Annotated in this window: 13 protein-coding genes; 10 read left to right on the top strand and 3 right to left on the bottom strand. The window is 67.7% G+C overall.

From position 1 onward, the window contains the following. The first annotated feature begins 93 nt into the window (after positions 1 to 93). From thrC to AC3WLC_RS12280, 4 genes are all read left to right on the top strand, one after another. Positions 94 to 1,509 (top strand): threonine synthase, encoded by a 1,416-nt coding sequence (thrC, locus tag AC3WLC_RS12295; RefSeq protein ID WP_493684200.1) that lies wholly within the window; start codon positions 94 to 96, stop codon positions 1,507 to 1,509. After that, positions 1,506 to 2,849, top strand: coding sequence for a M16 family metallopeptidase (locus AC3WLC_RS12290; protein WP_493684199.1), 1,344 nt, complete (start codon positions 1,506 to 1,508; stop codon positions 2,847 to 2,849). The genes thrC and AC3WLC_RS12290 overlap by 4 nt, the downstream gene beginning before the upstream one ends. Before the next feature lie 2 nt (positions 2,850 to 2,851). After that, positions 2,852 to 3,460: a GNAT family N-acetyltransferase gene (locus tag AC3WLC_RS12285; protein WP_291678110.1), complete on the top strand. Its 609-nt coding sequence runs from the start codon at positions 2,852 to 2,854 to the stop codon at positions 3,458 to 3,460. Between the two features lie 137 nt (positions 3,461 to 3,597). Next, positions 3,598 to 6,450 (top strand): EAL domain-containing protein, encoded by a 2,853-nt coding sequence (locus AC3WLC_RS12280; protein ID WP_346362417.1) that lies wholly within the window; start codon positions 3,598 to 3,600, stop codon positions 6,448 to 6,450. Positions 6,451 to 6,560: 110 nt separating this feature from the next. On the opposite strand, the gene AC3WLC_RS12275 is transcribed toward AC3WLC_RS12280, so the two are convergent. Beyond that, a complete protein-coding gene (locus AC3WLC_RS12275; protein ID WP_493684198.1) occupies positions 6,561 to 7,172 on the bottom strand; it encodes a YqgE/AlgH family protein in 612 nt (203 codons plus the stop codon). Between the two features lie 205 nt (positions 7,173 to 7,377). On the opposite strand from AC3WLC_RS12275, the gene AC3WLC_RS12270 reads away from it, so the two are divergent. The 6 genes from AC3WLC_RS12270 to AC3WLC_RS12245 all read left to right on the top strand — a co-directional run bounded on the left by AC3WLC_RS12270 (position 7,378) and on the right by AC3WLC_RS12245 (position 15,022). Then, a complete protein-coding gene (locus tag AC3WLC_RS12270) occupies positions 7,378 to 8,217 on the top strand; it encodes a protein-disulfide reductase DsbD domain-containing protein (RefSeq protein WP_493684197.1) in 840 nt (279 codons plus the stop codon). Positions 8,218 to 8,261: 44 nt separating this feature from the next. Next, positions 8,262 to 8,747 carry a peroxiredoxin gene (locus AC3WLC_RS12265; protein WP_493684196.1) on the top strand — a complete coding sequence of 162 codons (486 nt, stop codon included), beginning with the start codon at positions 8,262 to 8,264 and terminating at the stop codon, positions 8,745 to 8,747. Between the two features lie 222 nt (positions 8,748 to 8,969). Continuing rightward, positions 8,970 to 9,419 carry a GNAT family N-acetyltransferase gene (locus tag AC3WLC_RS12260; RefSeq protein ID WP_493684195.1) on the top strand — a complete coding sequence of 150 codons (450 nt, stop codon included), beginning with the start codon at positions 8,970 to 8,972 and terminating at the stop codon, positions 9,417 to 9,419. A 158-nt stretch (positions 9,420 to 9,577) separates the two neighbouring features. Further along, on the top strand, positions 9,578 to 13,099 hold the full coding sequence (locus AC3WLC_RS12255) for an autotransporter outer membrane beta-barrel domain-containing protein (RefSeq protein ID WP_493684194.1): 3,522 nt from the start codon (positions 9,578 to 9,580) through the stop codon (positions 13,097 to 13,099). 215 nt (positions 13,100 to 13,314) lie between these two features. Continuing rightward, positions 13,315 to 14,337, top strand: coding sequence for an LLM class flavin-dependent oxidoreductase (locus AC3WLC_RS12250; RefSeq protein WP_493684193.1), 1,023 nt, complete (start codon positions 13,315 to 13,317; stop codon positions 14,335 to 14,337). 109 nt (positions 14,338 to 14,446) lie between these two features. Next, positions 14,447 to 15,022 (top strand): GNAT family N-acetyltransferase, encoded by a 576-nt coding sequence (locus AC3WLC_RS12245; RefSeq protein WP_493684192.1) that lies wholly within the window; start codon positions 14,447 to 14,449, stop codon positions 15,020 to 15,022. A 25-nt stretch (positions 15,023 to 15,047) separates the two neighbouring features. On the opposite strand, the gene rnhA is transcribed toward AC3WLC_RS12245, so the two are convergent. Then, positions 15,048 to 15,494 (bottom strand): ribonuclease HI, encoded by a 447-nt coding sequence (gene rnhA / locus AC3WLC_RS12240; protein ID WP_454026411.1) that lies wholly within the window; start codon positions 15,492 to 15,494, stop codon positions 15,048 to 15,050. Further along, positions 15,491 to 16,456 (bottom strand): homoserine kinase, encoded by a 966-nt coding sequence (locus tag AC3WLC_RS12235; RefSeq protein WP_493684191.1) that lies wholly within the window; start codon positions 16,454 to 16,456, stop codon positions 15,491 to 15,493. The genes rnhA and AC3WLC_RS12235 overlap by 4 nt, the downstream gene beginning before the upstream one ends. Positions 16,457 to 16,465 lie beyond the last annotated feature (9 nt).

The following is a 16,465-nucleotide window of genomic DNA, read 5'->3' as shown; positions in this document are numbered from 1 at the left end:
GTCTCGGGGCGGTTGGCAGGTTTGCGCAGCCGGACTTTGCCCTCCCCAGCCAACAGGCCTATAGGATCAGCACGCCATCCGAGATCAAGAACCGTGCTGCATATTTCGACCCGCGGCGAAGCGCCGTCGCTCTCCTTTGCCGACGCGCTGCTCGCCGGACTCGCCCGTGACGGCGGCCTCTATCTGCCGCAAGCCCTGCCGCGCTTCAGCGCGCAGGAGATCGCCGGTTTCGCCGGCAAATCCTATGCTGAGGTCGCCGAGCGCGTCATCGGCGCGCTGGCCGACGGCGACATCGCCGCTGATGCGCTGAAGGCGATGATCGGCGAGGCCTATGGCACGTTCCGCCATCCGGCCGTCTGCCCGCTGGTCCAGCTCGGCGACAACCTGTTCTCGCTCGAGCTCTTCCACGGCCCGACGCTCGCCTTCAAGGACGTGGCGATGCAGCTGCTCGGGCGGCTGATGGACCATGTCCTGGCCCAGCGCGGCGAGCGCGCCACCATCGTCGGCGCGACTTCGGGCGACACCGGCGGCGCCGCCATCGACGCCTTCAAGGGGCTGGAACGCGTCGACGTCTTCATCCTCTACCCGGATGGCCGTGTCTCCGACGTGCAGCGTCGGCAGATGACCACGGTCGAAGCCGCCAACGTCCATGCCATCGCCGTCGAAGGCACCTTCGACGACTGCCAGAACCTGGTGAAGGCGCTGTTCAACCATCACGCCTTCCGCGACGAATTGCGCCTCTCCGGCGTCAACTCGATCAACTGGGCGCGGATCGCGGCGCAGGTCGTCTACTACTTCACCGCTGCCGTCGCGCTCGGCTCGCCGCACCGGCCGGTCTCCTTCGCAGTGCCCACCGGCAATTTCGGCGACATACTCGCCGGCTGGATCGCCAAGCAGATGGGGCTACCGATCGGCCGTTTGATGGTCGGCACCAACAGCAACGACATCCTGGCGCGCACGCTGGATACTGGCGTCTACGAGATGCGCGGCGTCGCCGCGACGACCTCGCCCTCGATGGACATTCAGATCTCCTCGAATTTCGAGCGGCTGCTGTTCGAGGCGCATGGCCGCGACGGTGCGGCAGTGCGCCGGCTGATGCAGTCGCTGGTGCAGTCCGGCCGCTTCGAGATCGCCGCCGAGCCACTCGCCCGCATCCGCGCCGATTTCGATGCGGTCTCGCAAGACGAGGCTTCGATCGCAGCCGAGATCGGCACGACCTGGCGCGAGGCCGGCTACCTGCTCGACCCGCACAGCGCGATCGGCGTCGCCGCGGCGCGCAAGCTGCTGGCGAACGACCCGGCGACACCAGTGGTCGCGCTCGGGACCGCCCATCCCGCCAAGTTCCCGGCGGCCGTTGCGGCGGCTAGCGGCGTCACGCCCGCCCTGCCGGCGCATCTTGCCGATCTGATGGAGCGCAAGGAGCGCTTCAGCCTGCTGCCGAACGACCAGGGCAAGCTCGAACGCTTCATCGCCGAGCGGGCCCGGGCTGTCAGGAGTGCCGCGGCATGACCGCAGCCAAGACGCTCAAGGCCAAGACAGAAAAGTCCGTGAAGCCGGGCGAAGCCGGCCACGACCCGGCCGTCAGCCTGACGACGCTGCCGTCGGGCCTGCGCATCGTTTCCGAGCGCATGGCCCATGCCTCGACCGTCTCGCTCGGCATCTGGATCGGCGCCGGCGCGCGCGACGAGCTGCCGCATGAGCACGGTCTCGCCCATCTGCTCGAGCACATGGCGTTCAAGGGCACGGCCCGGCGCAGCGCCTTGCAGATCGCCGAGGACATCGAGAGCGTCGGCGGCGATCTCAACGCTGCGACCTCGGTCGAATACACCTGCTACACCGCTCGCGTGCTCGGCCAGGACCTGCCGCTGGCAGTCGACATCCTCGCCGACATCCTGACCGCGCCCGCCCTCAGCGAGGAGGAGCTGGCGCGCGAGAAGGGCGTGATCCTGCAGGAGATCGGCGCCGTGCAGGATACGCCGGACGATCTCGTCTATGACCGCTTCCTGCAGGCTGCCTTCCCGGAGCAACCGCTCGGCCGGCCGATCCTCGGCACGGCGGAAACGGTGAAGAGCTTCACGCCCGCAGCGATCCGCGCCTATCTCGACCGGCACTACCATGCCGGCAACATGGTTCTGGCCGCGGCCGGCGCCGTCGACCATGATGAGCTGGTCGCCTTGGCGGAACAGGCGCTCGCCGCGCTGCCGGTACGGCCCGCGACCGCGCCCGAGGCGCGCACGCCGGCCGTCTATCACGGTGGCGAAGCCCGCATCGACGGTGACGAGGAACAGGTCCATGTCGTCCTCGGCTTCCCCGGCAAGCCGTTCACCAACGGCGTGCACTACCCGCTGCAGATCTTCTCGGCCGTGCTCGGCGGCGGCCTGTCGTCGCGCCTGTTCCAGGAGGTGCGGGAGCGCCGCGGCCTCGCCTATGCGGTCGACGCCTTCCATTGGCCCTTCTCCGATTGCGGCGTCTTCGGCATCAGCGCCGGCACTGCGCCGGAGGATGTCGGCGAACTGGTCGAGGTCGCGCTCGATTGCCTCGCCCAAGCGGCCCGCGACGTCAGCGAAGCCGAGGTCGCCCGGGCCCGGGCCCAGATGAAGGTCGGGCTGCTGGCCTCGCTCGAAAGCCCCGGCGGCAAGCTCGAGCAGATGGCGCGGCAGGTGCTGGTCTTCGGCCGGGCGATCCCGCGCGAAGAGCTGGCGCGCCGGCTCGACGCCGTCAGCCTCGCCGATGTGCGCGCGGCCGGCCAGGCGCTGCTCGACGGCGTGGTCACGGTCGCGGCCGTCGGCCCGCTCGACGACCTCGCTCCAGTGGCCGCCTTGCGCGCTATGCTGGCGCGAGCCGCCTGACCATGGCCCTCTTCCGCTTCGCCACCGACCCGCCGGCGCGGCCGCTGATCAGGACGCAGAACCTGATCCTGCGCGCCCCGCTCGCCGGCGACTACTCGGCCTGGGCGAGCTTGCGGATGGAGAGCCGCGATTTCCTCACCCCCTGGGAGCCTGTCTGGACCGAGGACGATCTGACCCGCGCCTCGTTCCGCCTGCGGGTCAAGCGCGCCGCCCGCGAGATCGCGACCGACGAGGCCTATTCCCTATTCGTCCTCGACGCCCGCTCCGAGGCGCTGCTCGGAGGGCTGACCCTCGGCCTGGTCAGGCGCGGCGTCGCCCAGGCCTGCACGCTCGGCTACTGGATGGGCCAGCGCCATGCCGGCAAGGGCCACATGACCGAGGCGGTGCGCGGCGCGCTCGACTTCGCTTTTTCGGAGCTAGCGTTGCACCGTGTCGAAGCGGCCTGCCTGCCGACCAACGAACCCTCGCGCCGTCTGCTGGAGCGTGTCGGCTTCACCCGCGAGGGCGAGGCGCGCGGCTATCTGCGCATCAATGGTGTCTGGGCCGACCATCTGCTCTACGGCATCCTCGCCTCCGAGCTGCGCCGCCCCGATATCGATCGCAAGCTGTGAACAGCCCGGCATTGCCTTGCCCTCGCCACGTCCCGCCGATACCACTGACCATCACGCCTGAAGAGTTCCCCGCAGAGCCCATCTTGTCAGCGACATCACGCTTCCTCCGGTCCGGCATCGCCGTTTTCGGCCTCCTGATGCTGGTGCTGCTCACGCTGCTGCGACCGGCGCTGGCGGTCGAGGCGCAGCGCGTGCCGCTCGACGTGCCCGTGCTCGACCTCACCGACGTGGTCGAGCGCAACAAGGCCGATGGCGACGTCATCCAGATCTCGACCGCGCCGGGTGCCGACGGCATCGTCCGGCGCATCGCCGTCCGGGCCCGCGAATCCGGGGCGCGGCCGGACTGGATCGTGTTCGCGCTGACCAATGATTCCGACGAGCAGATCGACCGGCTGCTGGTCGCCCCGTTCCATCGCCTGATCGGCTCGGGCGTGATCTGGCCCGATCTCGGCGACCGCCGCATCGAGGCGATCACCGCGAGCCAGGGCCTGCGGCCTGAGCGCGAGGAAGCGCCCGACGCCGACATCTTCCAGATCACGCTCGACCCTGGCACCACCGTCACCTTCGTCGCCGAGCTGAAATCGCCGAACCTGCCGCAGCTCTACCTGTTCGAGCCGGAGGCCTATCGCCAGAAGACCAACGGGCTGACGCTCTACAAGGGCATCATCATCGGCATCGCCGGCCTGCTGGCGCTGTTCCTGACCATCATCTTCGTGGTCAAGGGCGCGGTGATCTTCCCGGCCGCTGCCGCGCTCGCCTGGGCGGTTCTGGCGTATGCGGGCCTCGATTTCGGCTTCTTCCAGCGCATCTTCCCGCTGACGCCGGCAATCGAACGCATATACCGCGCCGGCGCCGAGGTGGTGCTGGCGGCGACGCTGCTCGTCTTCCTCTTCGCCTATCTCAACCTGTCGCGCTGGCATGTGCGCTACAGCCACATCACCTTCATCTGGATCCTCGGCCTCGCAGGGCTGGTCGGGCTCGCGGTGTTCGATGCGCCGATGGCGGCCGGCATCGCCCGCATCTCGATCGCGGCCGTCGCCACGATCGGCTTCGTGCTGATCCTGCACCTCGCCACTCATGGCTATGAGCGGGCGGTGATGCTGATCCCGACCTGGTTCCTGCTGCTGGTCTGGGTGACCGCGGCCGGCTTCACCGTGGTCGGACAGGTCACCCGCGACCTCGTGCCGCCCTCCTTGATCGGCGGCTTGGTGCTGATCGTGCTGCTGATCGGCTTCACCGTGGTGCAGCACGCCTTCGCCGGCGGCGCGCTGGCGCAGGGCCTGGTCTCCGATACCGAGCGGCGGGCGCTCGCTCTCTCCGGCTCGGGCGACCTCGTCTTCGACTGGGACGTCTCGGCCGACAAGATCTTCGTCTCGCCGCAGGCCGAGATCCTGCTCGGCCTGTCCAAGGGCGCGCTCGAAGGCTCGGCCGCGCGCTGGCTCGAACACATGCATGTCGCCGACCGCGACCGCTACCGGGTCTCGCTCGACGCGGTGATCGAGCAGCGCCGCGGCAAGCTGCAGCTCGATTTCCGCCTGCGCGCCGCCAATGGCGCCTATCACTGGTTCAGCCTGAAGGCCCGGCCGGTGATCGGCTCCGACGGCGAGGTCATCCGCGTCATCGGCACGCTCGCAGATGTCACCGAGCAGCGCACCGCCCAGGAGCGCATGCTGCACGACGCCGTGCACGACAACCTGACCGGCCTGCCCAACCGCGAATTGTTCCAGGACCGGCTCACCGCCGTGTTCGGCTTCAGCCGGGCCGACGACGCCATCCGCCCGACCGTGATCGTCATCGACATCGACCGCTTCAAGCAGGTCAACGAATCGGTCGGATTCTCGGCCGGCGATTCGATCCTCTTGACGCTGGCGCGCCGCCTCGGCCGTCTGCTGCGGACACAGGATACGCTGGCGCGAATCGGCGGCGACATCTTCGCGATGATCATCGTCTCGGAGAGCGATCCCGAGCGCATCCTGGCGCTGGCCGAGCTGATCCGCCGCGCCGTCTCGACGCCGATCACCTTCGCCGAGCGCGAGATCGTGCTGACGCCCTCGATCGGGCTGACGCTCTTCGACGGCACGCCGATGGCACGCAAGGACGACGCGCTGAAGAACGCCGAGCTCGCCATGGCGCATGCCAAGAACCAGGGCGGCAACCTGGTCGAGGTCTTCGTTCCGGCGATGCGCAGCGACCGCAACGACCGGCTCGCGCTGGAAAGCGACCTGCGCCGGGCGATCGAGCGCGGCGAGATCCAGGTGATGTACCAGCCGATCGTCAGGCTGGAGGACCGGACCATCGCCGGCTTCGAGGCGCTGATGCGCTGGGACCATCCGCGCGAGGGCCGGCTGCTGCCGCAGGACTTCCTCTCGATCGCGGAGGAGAGCGGGCTGATCGTCGACCTCGGCGTCTATGTGATGGACCGGACCGCGCGCGAGCTCGCCGCCTGGCAGGCCGCGCTCGAGGTCGAGCCGCCGATCTTCGCCAGCGTCAACGTCTCCAGCCGACAATTGCTGCGCCATGATTTGCTGAAAGACGTGAAGGCCGTGCTGGCGCGCCGGCGCGTGCTGCCGGGCACGCTCAAGCTGGAGATCACCGAGAGCCTGGTGATGGAGAATCCGGAATATGCGGCGCAGATGCTCAGCCGCATCCGCGACCTCGGCGCCGGCCTGTCGCTCGACGATTTCGGAACGGGGTATTCCTCGCTGTCCTATCTGCAGCGCTTCCCCTTCGACACCATCAAGATCGACCAGAGCTTCGTGCGCCAGATGGGCAACGGCAAGCCGCCGGTGATCCTGCGCTCGATCGTCCAGCTCGCCGCCGATCTGCAGATGGACGTGGTCGCCGAGGGCGCCGAGACCGAATCGGATGCGATCGAGCTCTACCAGCTCGGCTGCCAATACGCGCAGGGCTACACGTTCGGCCAGCCGATGACGGCGGCGGAGGCACGGCGACTGGTGGGAGCGTCGAGTTCGTCCTTCGAAGCGGCTTAAGAGCGGGCCGTCATTCTCGGGCTTGACCCGAGAATCTCCTGACGAGAAGACGCTGGTCGGAGCCTCTTTCGGCCTGAGATGCTCGGGTCAAGCCCGAGCATGACGCGTTTTCACGCGTGCCCGGCGTCCTTCGACAGGAAGGCCTGATCGATGCCGAGCTTGCTCAGCGCGCGGGCGTACTTCGTGTCGAGCGCGTCGTCGAAGAGCAACGCCTGGTCGGCAGCGCAATGCAGCCAGCCATTGGACTGGATCTCCGATTCGAGCTGCCCCGCGCCCCAGCCGGCATAGCCGAGCGCCAGCACTGCATTCTCCGGCCCGGTGCCGACGGCAATGGCACGCAATATGTCGAGCGTCGCCGTCAGGCAGATGCCGTCGTCGATCGGCAGCGTCGCCGATTCCAAGAAGAAGTCGGCGCTATGCAGGACAAAGCCGCGCTTGGTCTCGACCGGCCCGCCGCGCAGCACCTTCACCCTCTCGGCCTGGCTTGGCAGGCGGATCGCCTGGTCGGGCGGGATCACGTCGAGCTGGACGAGCAATTCGGGAAAATGCGTGTCGGCCGCCGGCTTGTTGACGATGATGCCCATCGCGCCGTCCTCGGAATGGGCGCAGAGATAGACGACGCTGCGGGCGAAGCGCTGGTCGCTCATGCCCGGCATAGCGATCAGGCACTGCCCGTCGAGATAGCTGCGGCCGCTGATGCGCTGGTTCGATCCGAGATTCATGGCTCCCATGCTAAGACATGTTCGGTCGGAGTGGGAGCATTTTTGGGTGCCGGGCGGCCAAGGATATTCCGGCTTAGCCGGACGGCTCTCCCCGGTGCCGGTCAGCCCTCGCCGCAATGCTGGCGCAAAGCTGGCCATGCTCGGATGCATCACAGCACCGCCATCGTCCTCGCAAAATGCGACTGGATCGCCTAAATCAGACCACGTGAAAACGATCACGGCTCTTTCCTTCCTCGCCGCGCTGGCGCTCGGCACCCCGGCCTCCGCCCAGGACGCCGCGGTTTCGCCATGGTCGAAGGCCGCCTACTCGTCGATGCGCCTGATCGCCGGCGCGACCGCCCCGTCGGGCAAGCAGCGGGTCGGCGTCGAGATCACGATGGCGCAGGGCTTCAAGACCTATTGGCGCAGCCCCGGCGATGCCGGCGTGCCGCCCGTCTTCGACTGGAGCGGCTCGGAGAATGTCGGCGGGCTCGACGTGCGCTGGCCGACCCCCGAGCGCTTCGAGGACGGCGCCGGCTCCGGCATCGGCTATGTCGGTGAGGTGGTGGTGCCGGTCTCGGTCCAGCCGATCGATCCGGCGCGGCCGGTCACTGTGGTGCTGAAGCTCGACTATGCGGTCTGCGACAAGATCTGCGTTCCCGCCAAAGGCGAGGCGCGCCTCTGGCTGGAGCCGGGCGTCACCTCGGTGACCTCTCCCCGGCTCGAGCAGTTCGAGGCGCGGATTCCGCATGCGGTCAAGCTGGGCGCGGCCGATGACCGCCTGTCGATCCTCGAGGTCACCCATAGCGACGCCGCGGTGAAGCTGCTGCTGAAGGCGCCCGAGGGCGGCTCGGTCGACGACGTCTTCGTCGAAGGCGCGGGCATGTGGTCCTTCGGCCGGCCGGTGCTGATGCCACAGCCGGACGGCACCGTCGCCGCAAAGCTCAAAATCGTCGAACGCCCCAAGGGCGCGACCGGCCCGACCCCGCTGATCATTACCGTGCGCGGAAAACCGCAATCGGTCGAGACGCGGCTCGAACTCGACATCGGCAACGCGAAGCCGTAACCCTGCGCTCGAAGCGGCACGCCGCCGCGCGCAGGAGAACACCCATGGCGATCAAGGTCGGTGACAAGCTTCCGCAGGCGACGTTTCGCGTGATGACGGCCGACGGGCCGGCTGCCAAAACCACGGACGACCTGTTCAAGGGCCGCAAGATCGTGCTCTTCGCCGTGCCGGGCGCCTTCACGCCGACCTGCCACAAGAACCATCTGCCGGGCTATGTGAACAAGGCCGCGGAGATCAAGGCCAAGGGCGTCGAGGAGATCTTCGTCACCGGCGTCAACGACGTCTTCGTCATGGACGCCTGGTCCAAGGCGACCGGTGGGGCCGGCGTCATCACCTTCCTCTCCGACGGCAATGCCGACTTCGCCAAGGAGATTGGCCTGTCGATGGACGGCTCGGGCTTCGGCCTCGGCACCCGCTCGCAGCGCTATTCGATGGTCGTCGAGGACGGCGTGGTCGCCGCGCTCAACGTCGAGGACGCGCCGGGCAAGGCCGACGTCTCCGGCGCCGAGGCGATGCTGAACCAGCTCTGAGCCGAGCTCGTCATTCTCGGGCGAAGCATAGCGCAGACCCGAGAATCTCCTGACGAGAAGGCGCTTGCTGGCGCCTTCTCCGATCTGAGATGCTCGGGTCGAGCCCGAGCATGACGCCGAACGAACCCCAGCACGAAATCCGATCGATCCGATCTGTGCTTGTCATGAGACAGCGCTGACGACCGCCGCTAGCCTCCCGAAAAATCGAGGAGACGCTACGCCATGTCAGAGATCAGAATCCGCCCGCTCACGGCCGATGACCGCGCCGCCTGGGAGCCGCTCTGGCAGGGCTATCTCACCTTCTACAAATCGTCGCTGACGCCGGAGACGACGGACACCACCTTCGCGCGCCTGACAGGCGGCGAGGAGCCGATGGGCGGCTTCATCGCCGAGCGCGACGGCCGGGCGATCGGCATCGTCAACTATGTGCTGCACCGCACGACCTGGAGCCCGAAGGAGATCTGCTATCTGCAGGACCTCTTCACCAGCGAGGAGGCGCGCGGGCACGGCGTCGGCCGCAAGCTGATCGAGGCCGTCCGGCAGATGGCAGAAAAGCAAGGCCTCTTCCGCGTCTACTGGCAGACGCATGAGAGCAATCTGCAGGCGCAGGAGCTCTACGACAAGGTCGCGCAGAAATCCGGCTTCATCGTCTACCGCCAGCCGCTGGGCTAACGCGCAGGCCGCCCTGCCCTCGATCGTAGTCAGTCCTCGCTCCTGCCGCGCCCCACGCGGCAAATCCGCCACACCCCATCGATTTGGCCGGATGTGAACGGCTGTTCATTGCCATGCGCATGCAGACGGGCAATCTCATCGGTTGGGGTGGGTTTTGAATGCAGCTGATCGATCCGGATCGCCCGGAGGCCGTGCCGGCCCGCGCGTCGTCGCTCGGCCGCATGCCTGCCGTCGCGGCGTCGTCGGTGTCCCTGCTCACCCTGACGCTATTGCTTCTTGCCGGCCCGGCAGCGGCCAATGGCGGGCGCGGCGGCAATCCTGAGGGCAACTCCAATACCGGCGGCCTTGCTGGGACCGACAGCGCGACCGGTGTGGGCGGGGCAGGTAGCAATGGCTTCCAACAATATGCCGGCGGCGGCGGCGGCGGAGCCGGCGCGACGGCCGGCGGCGCCGGAGGCATGACCTGGAATCACCATCCGACGCTTGGTCTTGGCGGCACAGGCGGCGTGCACGGCTCGGTCGGGGTCGGTCTGCCCGTCGGCAACAGCACCGGCAGCAATGGCGGCAACGGCGCTGACGGAGACATGTCCAGCGCCGGCGGTGGCGGCGGTGCCGGCGGCTGGGGCGCCGTGGTCACGGGGGCCGGAACCACAGGGGTCGTATCCGGCACGATCACAGGCGGCAATGGCGGGAACGGCGGGAACACCTATTGGGATTTTGGCGGCAGCGGCGGCTCCGGTGGCGTCGGGTTGAGCTTCACCGATGGCAGCCAGACGACGACCCTGACGATCAATGGCACGATCCAGGGCGGCAATGGCGGCGGGAGGGGCGTCAACAATCCAGCCACCAGCGGCGGCCCAGGCGCCTATGGCGCCGGCGGCATCGGTGTCGTTGGCGCGAATCTCTCGATCACCAATAATGGCACGATCGCGGGCGGGATGTCCGGCGACGGCGTCACGCGCAGCTGGGCGATCCGCTTCACCAGCGGCAACAACACGCTGACCTTCGGCAACGCCTCCTCCGGGCTGATCGGCGGCATCCTGATGGACGCGGGCACGCTGACCTTCGCCCAGCCGACCGACGCCACCCTCGACAATGTCATCAACGGCAATGGCAGCGTGATCAAGACCGGGGTCGGCACGCTGACGCTGAGCGGGGCAAACACCTATACCGGCGGCACGACGATCTCGGGCGGCAAGCTCTCCGTGTCGTCCGACACCAATCTCGGCAACGCCTCGGGCGGTCTCACTCTGGATGGCGGCACGCTGCTCGTCACAAGCAGCTTCACTTCGGCGCGGACGGTGGCGCTGACCTCCGCAAGCGGCGGGGTGGAGGTCGCCTCCTCGACGATCCTGACTCTCAGCGGCGACATCGGCGGCAGCGGGAGCCTGACCAAGACCGGCTCCGGCACGCTGGTCCTGACCGGAGCGAACACCTATTCCGGCGGGACGACGATCAGCGGCGGCAAGTTGTCGGTGTCCTCCAACGCCAATCTCGGCGACGCCTCGGGTGGGCTGACGCTGAATGGCGGCACGCTGCTGGTGACGAACAATATTACCCTGGCGCGCGCAGTGACGTTGGCGGGCACCGGCGGCGGCATCGAGGTCGAGGCCGGACGCGCCGTGCTTTGGACCGGCGCCATCACCGGCACGGGTGGGCTGACCAAGAGCGGCGGCGGCACGCTCGCCCTACAGAACAACAGCAGCTATTCCGGCGACACGCTGGTCCAGGCTGGAACGCTGGTCGGCAGCTCGTCGACGGCCTTTTCCGCGAACTCGAACTTCACCGTTTCAGCCGGCGCGACGCTTGAAGTCAGCGATGTGCCTGGCGTCGTCGCAACAGCTGGCTCGATCGCCGGAGCCGGCGCGATCCAGATCGGCAACGGCGCGACGCTGAAGGCCGGCAGCAGCAATGCCTCGACGACATTCTCCGGTACGATCAGCGGCAATGGCGCGCTCGACAAGACCGGCACGGGCACTCTGACGCTGACGGGCTCCAACACCTACACCGGCGGCACGACGGTCTCGGGCGGCAAGCTCGTGGTGAACGGCTCGATCACCGGCGCGGTGACGCTGAGTGGCGGCGCGCTCGGCGGCTCCGGCACGGTCGGAACGCTCTCGGTCGCGAGCGGCGCCACGGTCGCACCGGGCAACTCGATCGGGACGCTGAATGTCTCCGGCAATGTCGCCTTCGCCTCGGGCTCGACCTATCAGGTCGAGGTCAACGCGGCCGGGCAGAGCGACAGGATCGTGGCGTCCGGAAACGCCAGCATCGCCGGCGGCACGGTGCAGGTGCTGGCCGAGAACGGCAATTACGCGGCGGCGACCAGCTACACCATCCTGACCGCCTCGGGCGGCGTCAGCGGAACCTTCACGAACGTCACCTCGAACCTCGCCTTCCTGACGCCATCGCTGGCTTATGACAGCCAGAACGTCCGGCTGACGATGACGCGCAACAGCAACTCCTTCGGCCCTGATAACGGTGGTGGCACGAGCGGTGGCGGCTCCAGCCCCAGCACGGGCAGCACCTCCATCGCGCAGACCCGCAACCAGGGCTTCATCGCGATTGCGGCGGAACGGCTCGGCGTCGGCAATCCGATCTATGACACGCTGATCTCGGGGACGGCGGCCGAGGCCCGGGCCGGCTTCGACCTGCTCTCGGGCGAGGCCCATGCGCAGGCCGTCTCGGTGATGATCGACGAGAGCCGGCTGGTGCGCGACACCATTCTGGGCCATCTGCGCGGCCCGCTGCTGACGCAGCAGGCTCCGGGGCAGGTCGCAGCCTCGTTCAGCGCCGACCTGCCCGGCCGCAAGGGCGCGGTGACCATGCCGGCGCCAGTGCCACAGCCGCGCTATGCGGTCTGGGGCACGGCCTTCGGCAGCACTGGCAACACCGATGCCGACGGCAATGCCGCCTCGCTCAACCGCCGCAGCGGCGGCGCCCTGCTCGGGGCGGACCTGATGCTCTATGAGGCGCCCGGCTCATCGCTCAAAATCGGCGTCGCCGGCGGCTACAGCCAGTCGCGCTTCGATCTCGATGCCAGGCTGTCGAGCGGCAGGCTCGAAAGCGGCCATGCCGCGCTCTATGCTGGAGCCCGCTTCGGCAGTCTGCGCTTTGATGCCGGCGCCGCCTATAGCTGGTCGGAGAGCGATATCCGCCGCCAGGTTGCGATCCGCGGCTTCGGCGACCTCCTGCGGCTGCAGCGCCCGGGCTCGGTGATGCAGGGCTTCGCCGAGCTCGGCTATGCCTTCGCCTTCAGCGGCGTCGCGCTGGAGCCGTTCGCGCAGCTCGCCCTGATCCGGGTCAGCACCGATGCCGGCACCGAGCGTGGCGGCGCGGCGGCTTTGCGCGTGCTCTCTTCCGACCAGACGCTTGGCTTCACCACGCTCGGCCTGCGGGCCGAGGCGCAGATCGGGGCGATGCCGCTGTTCGCCCGCGCCATGCTCGGCTGGCGCCACGGTTTTGGCGAGCTCACCCCGCAGGCCCGCACCGCCTTCGTCGCCGGCACCACCCCGGCCACGGTCTTCGCCGCCAGGATCGATCGCGAGGCCCTCGTCGCCGAGGCTGGCCTCGACTGGCGCATCTCGCAGGCCACCGCGCTCGGCCTGACCTACTCCGCCGCGATCGGCGAACGCTCGCGCGACCATGCCCTCAAGGGCAGGGTCGAGATGCGGTTCTGACGAAAGAGGCTTCGTCATCGCTGGGCAGGCCCACGAACTGCCCGGCAGCTGCGGCCAGGATTGCATCGCAGCATTGGCGCCTGTGCGCGGACGCCGCGGCAATCAGGCGAATCCTGCCTATATGGTGACGAAGCACACCCGACGGCGCCGGCCGCTCGGGCGTTTTCCTGTCGCGGACTAGCTCCGCGCTTTCGCTGGTTCACAGGCGTCACGCGATGAAAAAGATCGGCTTCCTGTCCTTCGGGCACTGGACTCCCTCGCCGCAATCCCAGACCCGCTCGGCGGGCGACACGCTGCTGCAGTCGATCGACCTTGCCGTCGCGGCCGAGGAACTGGGCGCGGACGGTGCCTATTTCCGGGTGCATCACTTCGCGCGCCAGCTCGGCTCGCCCTTCCCGCTGCTGGCCGCCGTCGGCGCCCGGACCAAGCGCATCGAGATCGGCACCGCCGTGATCGACATGCGCTACGAGAACCCGCTCTACATGGCCGAAGACGCCGGCGCCGCCGATCTCATCTCCGGCGGGCGGCTGCAGCTCGGCATCAGCCGCGGCTCGCCCGAGCAGGTCATCGATGGCTGGCGCCATTTCGGCTATCAGCCGGCCGAGGGCCAGAGCGACGCCGACATGGCGCGCCATCATGCCGAGGTCTTCCTCGACGTGTTGCGCGGCGAAGGCTTCGCGCAACCCAATCCGCGCCCGATGTTCCCCAATCCGCCCGGGCTGCTGCGGGTCGAGCCGTATTCGGAAGGGTTGCGCGAGCGCATCTGGTGGGGCGCCTCCTCCGACGCCACGGCCATCTGGGCGGCAGAGCGCGGCATGAGCCTGCAGAGCTCGACGCTGAAGACCGACGAGAGCGGCGAGCCCTTCCACATCCAGCAGGCCAAGCAGATCCGCCTCTTCAGGCAGGCCTGGAAAGCGGCCGGTCACGCGCGCGAGCCGCGCGTCTCGGTCAGCCGCAGCATCTTCGCCTTGGTCGACGACCGCGACCGCGCCTATTTCGGCCGCGGCAATGAGAGCGACGATTCGATCGGCTATATCGACGACAGCACGCGCGCGATCTTCGGGCGCAGCTATGCGGCCGAGCCCGACAAGCTGATCGAGGAGCTGAAGCGGGACGAGGCGATCGCCGAGGCCGACACGCTGCTGCTGACGGTGCCGAACCAGCTCGGCGTCGACTACAACGCCCATGTCATCGAGGCGATCCTGAAGCATGTCGCGCCAGGGTTAGGCTGGCGCTGAGGGCACCGGCTCACGGAAGCGGCAACAAAAGGGCGAAGTCATCGAACCGCTCTCGCCTATTGCAGCGAGAGTGATCCTGTCCCGATACTAGCGATCGGAACTGGAGCCGATGATGCTACCGACCTTCGAGACCGAGCGCTTGTCGATCCGACCACGCACCATGGCGGAGTTCGACGCCTGTCTGGCGATGGATCGCGATCCGGACGTCACCAGGCATATAGCCGGCCCCTGGAGCGATTCGGCACGTCACGAGCGCTTCCTCAGAGATCGCATACAGAGGAACTTCGGAGATGGCCTCGGCTATTGGTCCATCTTCGACAAGGCCCAGCCGGATCGGTTCCTGGGATGGATACTGCTGATCCCCTACGATGGCGTAGGCCCAAAAATCGAAATCGGCTGGCGCCTTAACAAGCTAACCTGGGGGAGAGGCTACGCGACCGAGGCTGCATTGCCTGTCGCTCGCCATTCATTCTCCGAATTGAGACTGTCTGAAATCGTTGCAGACATCGATCCAGCCAATTCCGCATCCATCCGGGTCGCCGAAAAAATCGGCATGAGATTCGTCGGGGACGTTCAGCATGATGGTGCGCTGCTGAAATCCTACCTCTACACAATGACGGACTACAGTGAGCGTGTTCGCAAGGCGGCGGCCGAAGGGTCAGCGGCGTCCGGCGTTTCTCGATAGCTTCAATCGGAACATCCGCCGCCCCTCACCGCCCCGGCTTGAACGGCGCCATGCCAGCGCGCGCCAGCGCGTCGGCGCGCTCGTTCATCTCGTCGCCGGCGTGGCCCTTGACCCATTTCCACTCGATCTTGTGCTGCTTCAGCGCGGCGTCGAGGCGCTTCCAGAGCTCCTCGTTCTTGACCGGCTTCCTGTCGGCGGTCTTCCAGCCGTTCTTCTTCCAGCCATGGATCCAGCTGGTGATGCCCTGGCGTAGATACTGGCTGTCGGTGTGGAGCGCGACGGTGCAAGGCCGGGTCAGCGTCTCCAGCGCCGAGATCGCGCCCATCAGCTCCATGCGGTTGTTGGTGGTCAGCGCCTCGCCGCCGGAGAGCTCGCGCTCCTTGCCCTTGTAGCTGAGGATCGCCCCCCAGCCGCCGGGGCCGGGATTGCCCGAGCAGGCGCCGTCTGTCCAGACCTCGACGGGCTCGCTCATCGTCTCAATCCGTATTCGCGTGCATCCGAAACCCGCTGATGGAAGACGAGCTTGCGGTCGTATTCGAGTGGGTCGAGCGGCTTGACCAGCGCGCCCGGCGGAACGTTCAGCCAGTCGACCAGCCGGGTCAGCAGGAAGCGCAGCGCCGAACCGCGGCAGAGCGCCGGCAGGGCTGCGACCTCGACATCATCGAGCCGGCGCACGCTCTCATAGCCCGCCAGCATCGCCTGGCCCTTGGTCAGGTTGAACGAGGAGTCCGCCTCGAAGCACCAGGAGTTCAGGCAGATTGCGAGATCGTAGGCAAAGGCGTCGGTGCAGGCGAAATAGAAGTCAATCAGCCCCGACAGCCTGTCCTTGATGAAGAAGACATTGTTCGGGAAGAGATCGGCATGGATCACGCCACGCGGCAGGTCCTGCGGCCAGGATTGCTCATGAATGCCGATCTCGGCCAGGATGCGCCTGGCAAGGCCGGGCGAGACGGTGTCGGCGGCGGCGCCGGCACGCTCGGCCAGGGGACGCCAGTCGGGCACAGACAGGGAGTTGGCCCGCTCCATCGGAAAATCGGCGCCAGCCTGATGCAGCAGCGCCAGGCCACGACCGAGCTCGGCGCAATGCGTCGCGTTCGGGCGCCGAACCGACAGCCCGTCCAGAAAGGTCACGATCGCGGCTGGACGGCCGGCAAGGCGACCAACCGCCGAGCCGTTGAGCGCCTTGACCGGCTGCGGGCAGATCAGCCCGCGCACCGCCAGATGCTCCATCAGGCTGATGAAGAAGGGCAGGTCGGCGATATCGACCCGCTCTTCGTAGAGCGTCAGGATATAGAAGGCCTTGCTGGTGTGGAGCAGAAAGTTGGAGTTCGAGACGCCCTCGGCGATGCCCTTCACCGAGAGCAGGTCGCCAATGCCATAGCTCGCGACAAAGGCGGCCATCTCGTCATCGGGCACTTCGGTATAGACGGCCACGCTAGATAC

This window comes from Allobosea sp. GW821-FHT03A12, assembly GCF_058986765.1.
The sequence above is the reverse complement of the archived record's forward strand: the minus strand, read 5'-3'. Positions and strand labels throughout refer to the sequence as shown.

Bases quoted from the DNA above. Each gene is read 5' to 3' on its own strand.
- AC3WLC_RS12290 (WP_493684199.1), top strand. From the start codon at position 1,506: ATGACCGCAGCCAAGACGCTCAAGGCCAAGACAGAAAAGTCCGTGAAG.
- AC3WLC_RS12285 (WP_291678110.1), top strand. From the start codon at position 2,852: ATGGCCCTCTTCCGCTTCGCCACCGACCCGCCGGCGCGGCCGCTGATC.
- AC3WLC_RS12280 (WP_346362417.1), top strand. From the start codon at position 3,598: ATGCTGGTGCTGCTCACGCTGCTGCGACCGGCGCTGGCGGTCGAGGCG.
- AC3WLC_RS12275 (WP_493684198.1), bottom strand. From the start codon at position 7,172: ATGAATCTCGGATCGAACCAGCGCATCAGCGGCCGCAGCTATCTCGAC.
- AC3WLC_RS12265 (WP_493684196.1), top strand. From the start codon at position 8,262: ATGGCGATCAAGGTCGGTGACAAGCTTCCGCAGGCGACGTTTCGCGTG.
- AC3WLC_RS12260 (WP_493684195.1), top strand. From the start codon at position 8,970: ATGTCAGAGATCAGAATCCGCCCGCTCACGGCCGATGACCGCGCCGCC.
- AC3WLC_RS12255 (WP_493684194.1), top strand. From the start codon at position 9,578: ATGCAGCTGATCGATCCGGATCGCCCGGAGGCCGTGCCGGCCCGCGCG.
- AC3WLC_RS12250 (WP_493684193.1), top strand. From the start codon at position 13,315: ATGAAAAAGATCGGCTTCCTGTCCTTCGGGCACTGGACTCCCTCGCCG.
- AC3WLC_RS12245 (WP_493684192.1), top strand. From the start codon at position 14,447: ATGATGCTACCGACCTTCGAGACCGAGCGCTTGTCGATCCGACCACGC.
- rnhA (WP_454026411.1), bottom strand. From the start codon at position 15,494: ATGAGCGAGCCCGTCGAGGTCTGGACAGACGGCGCCTGCTCGGGCAAT.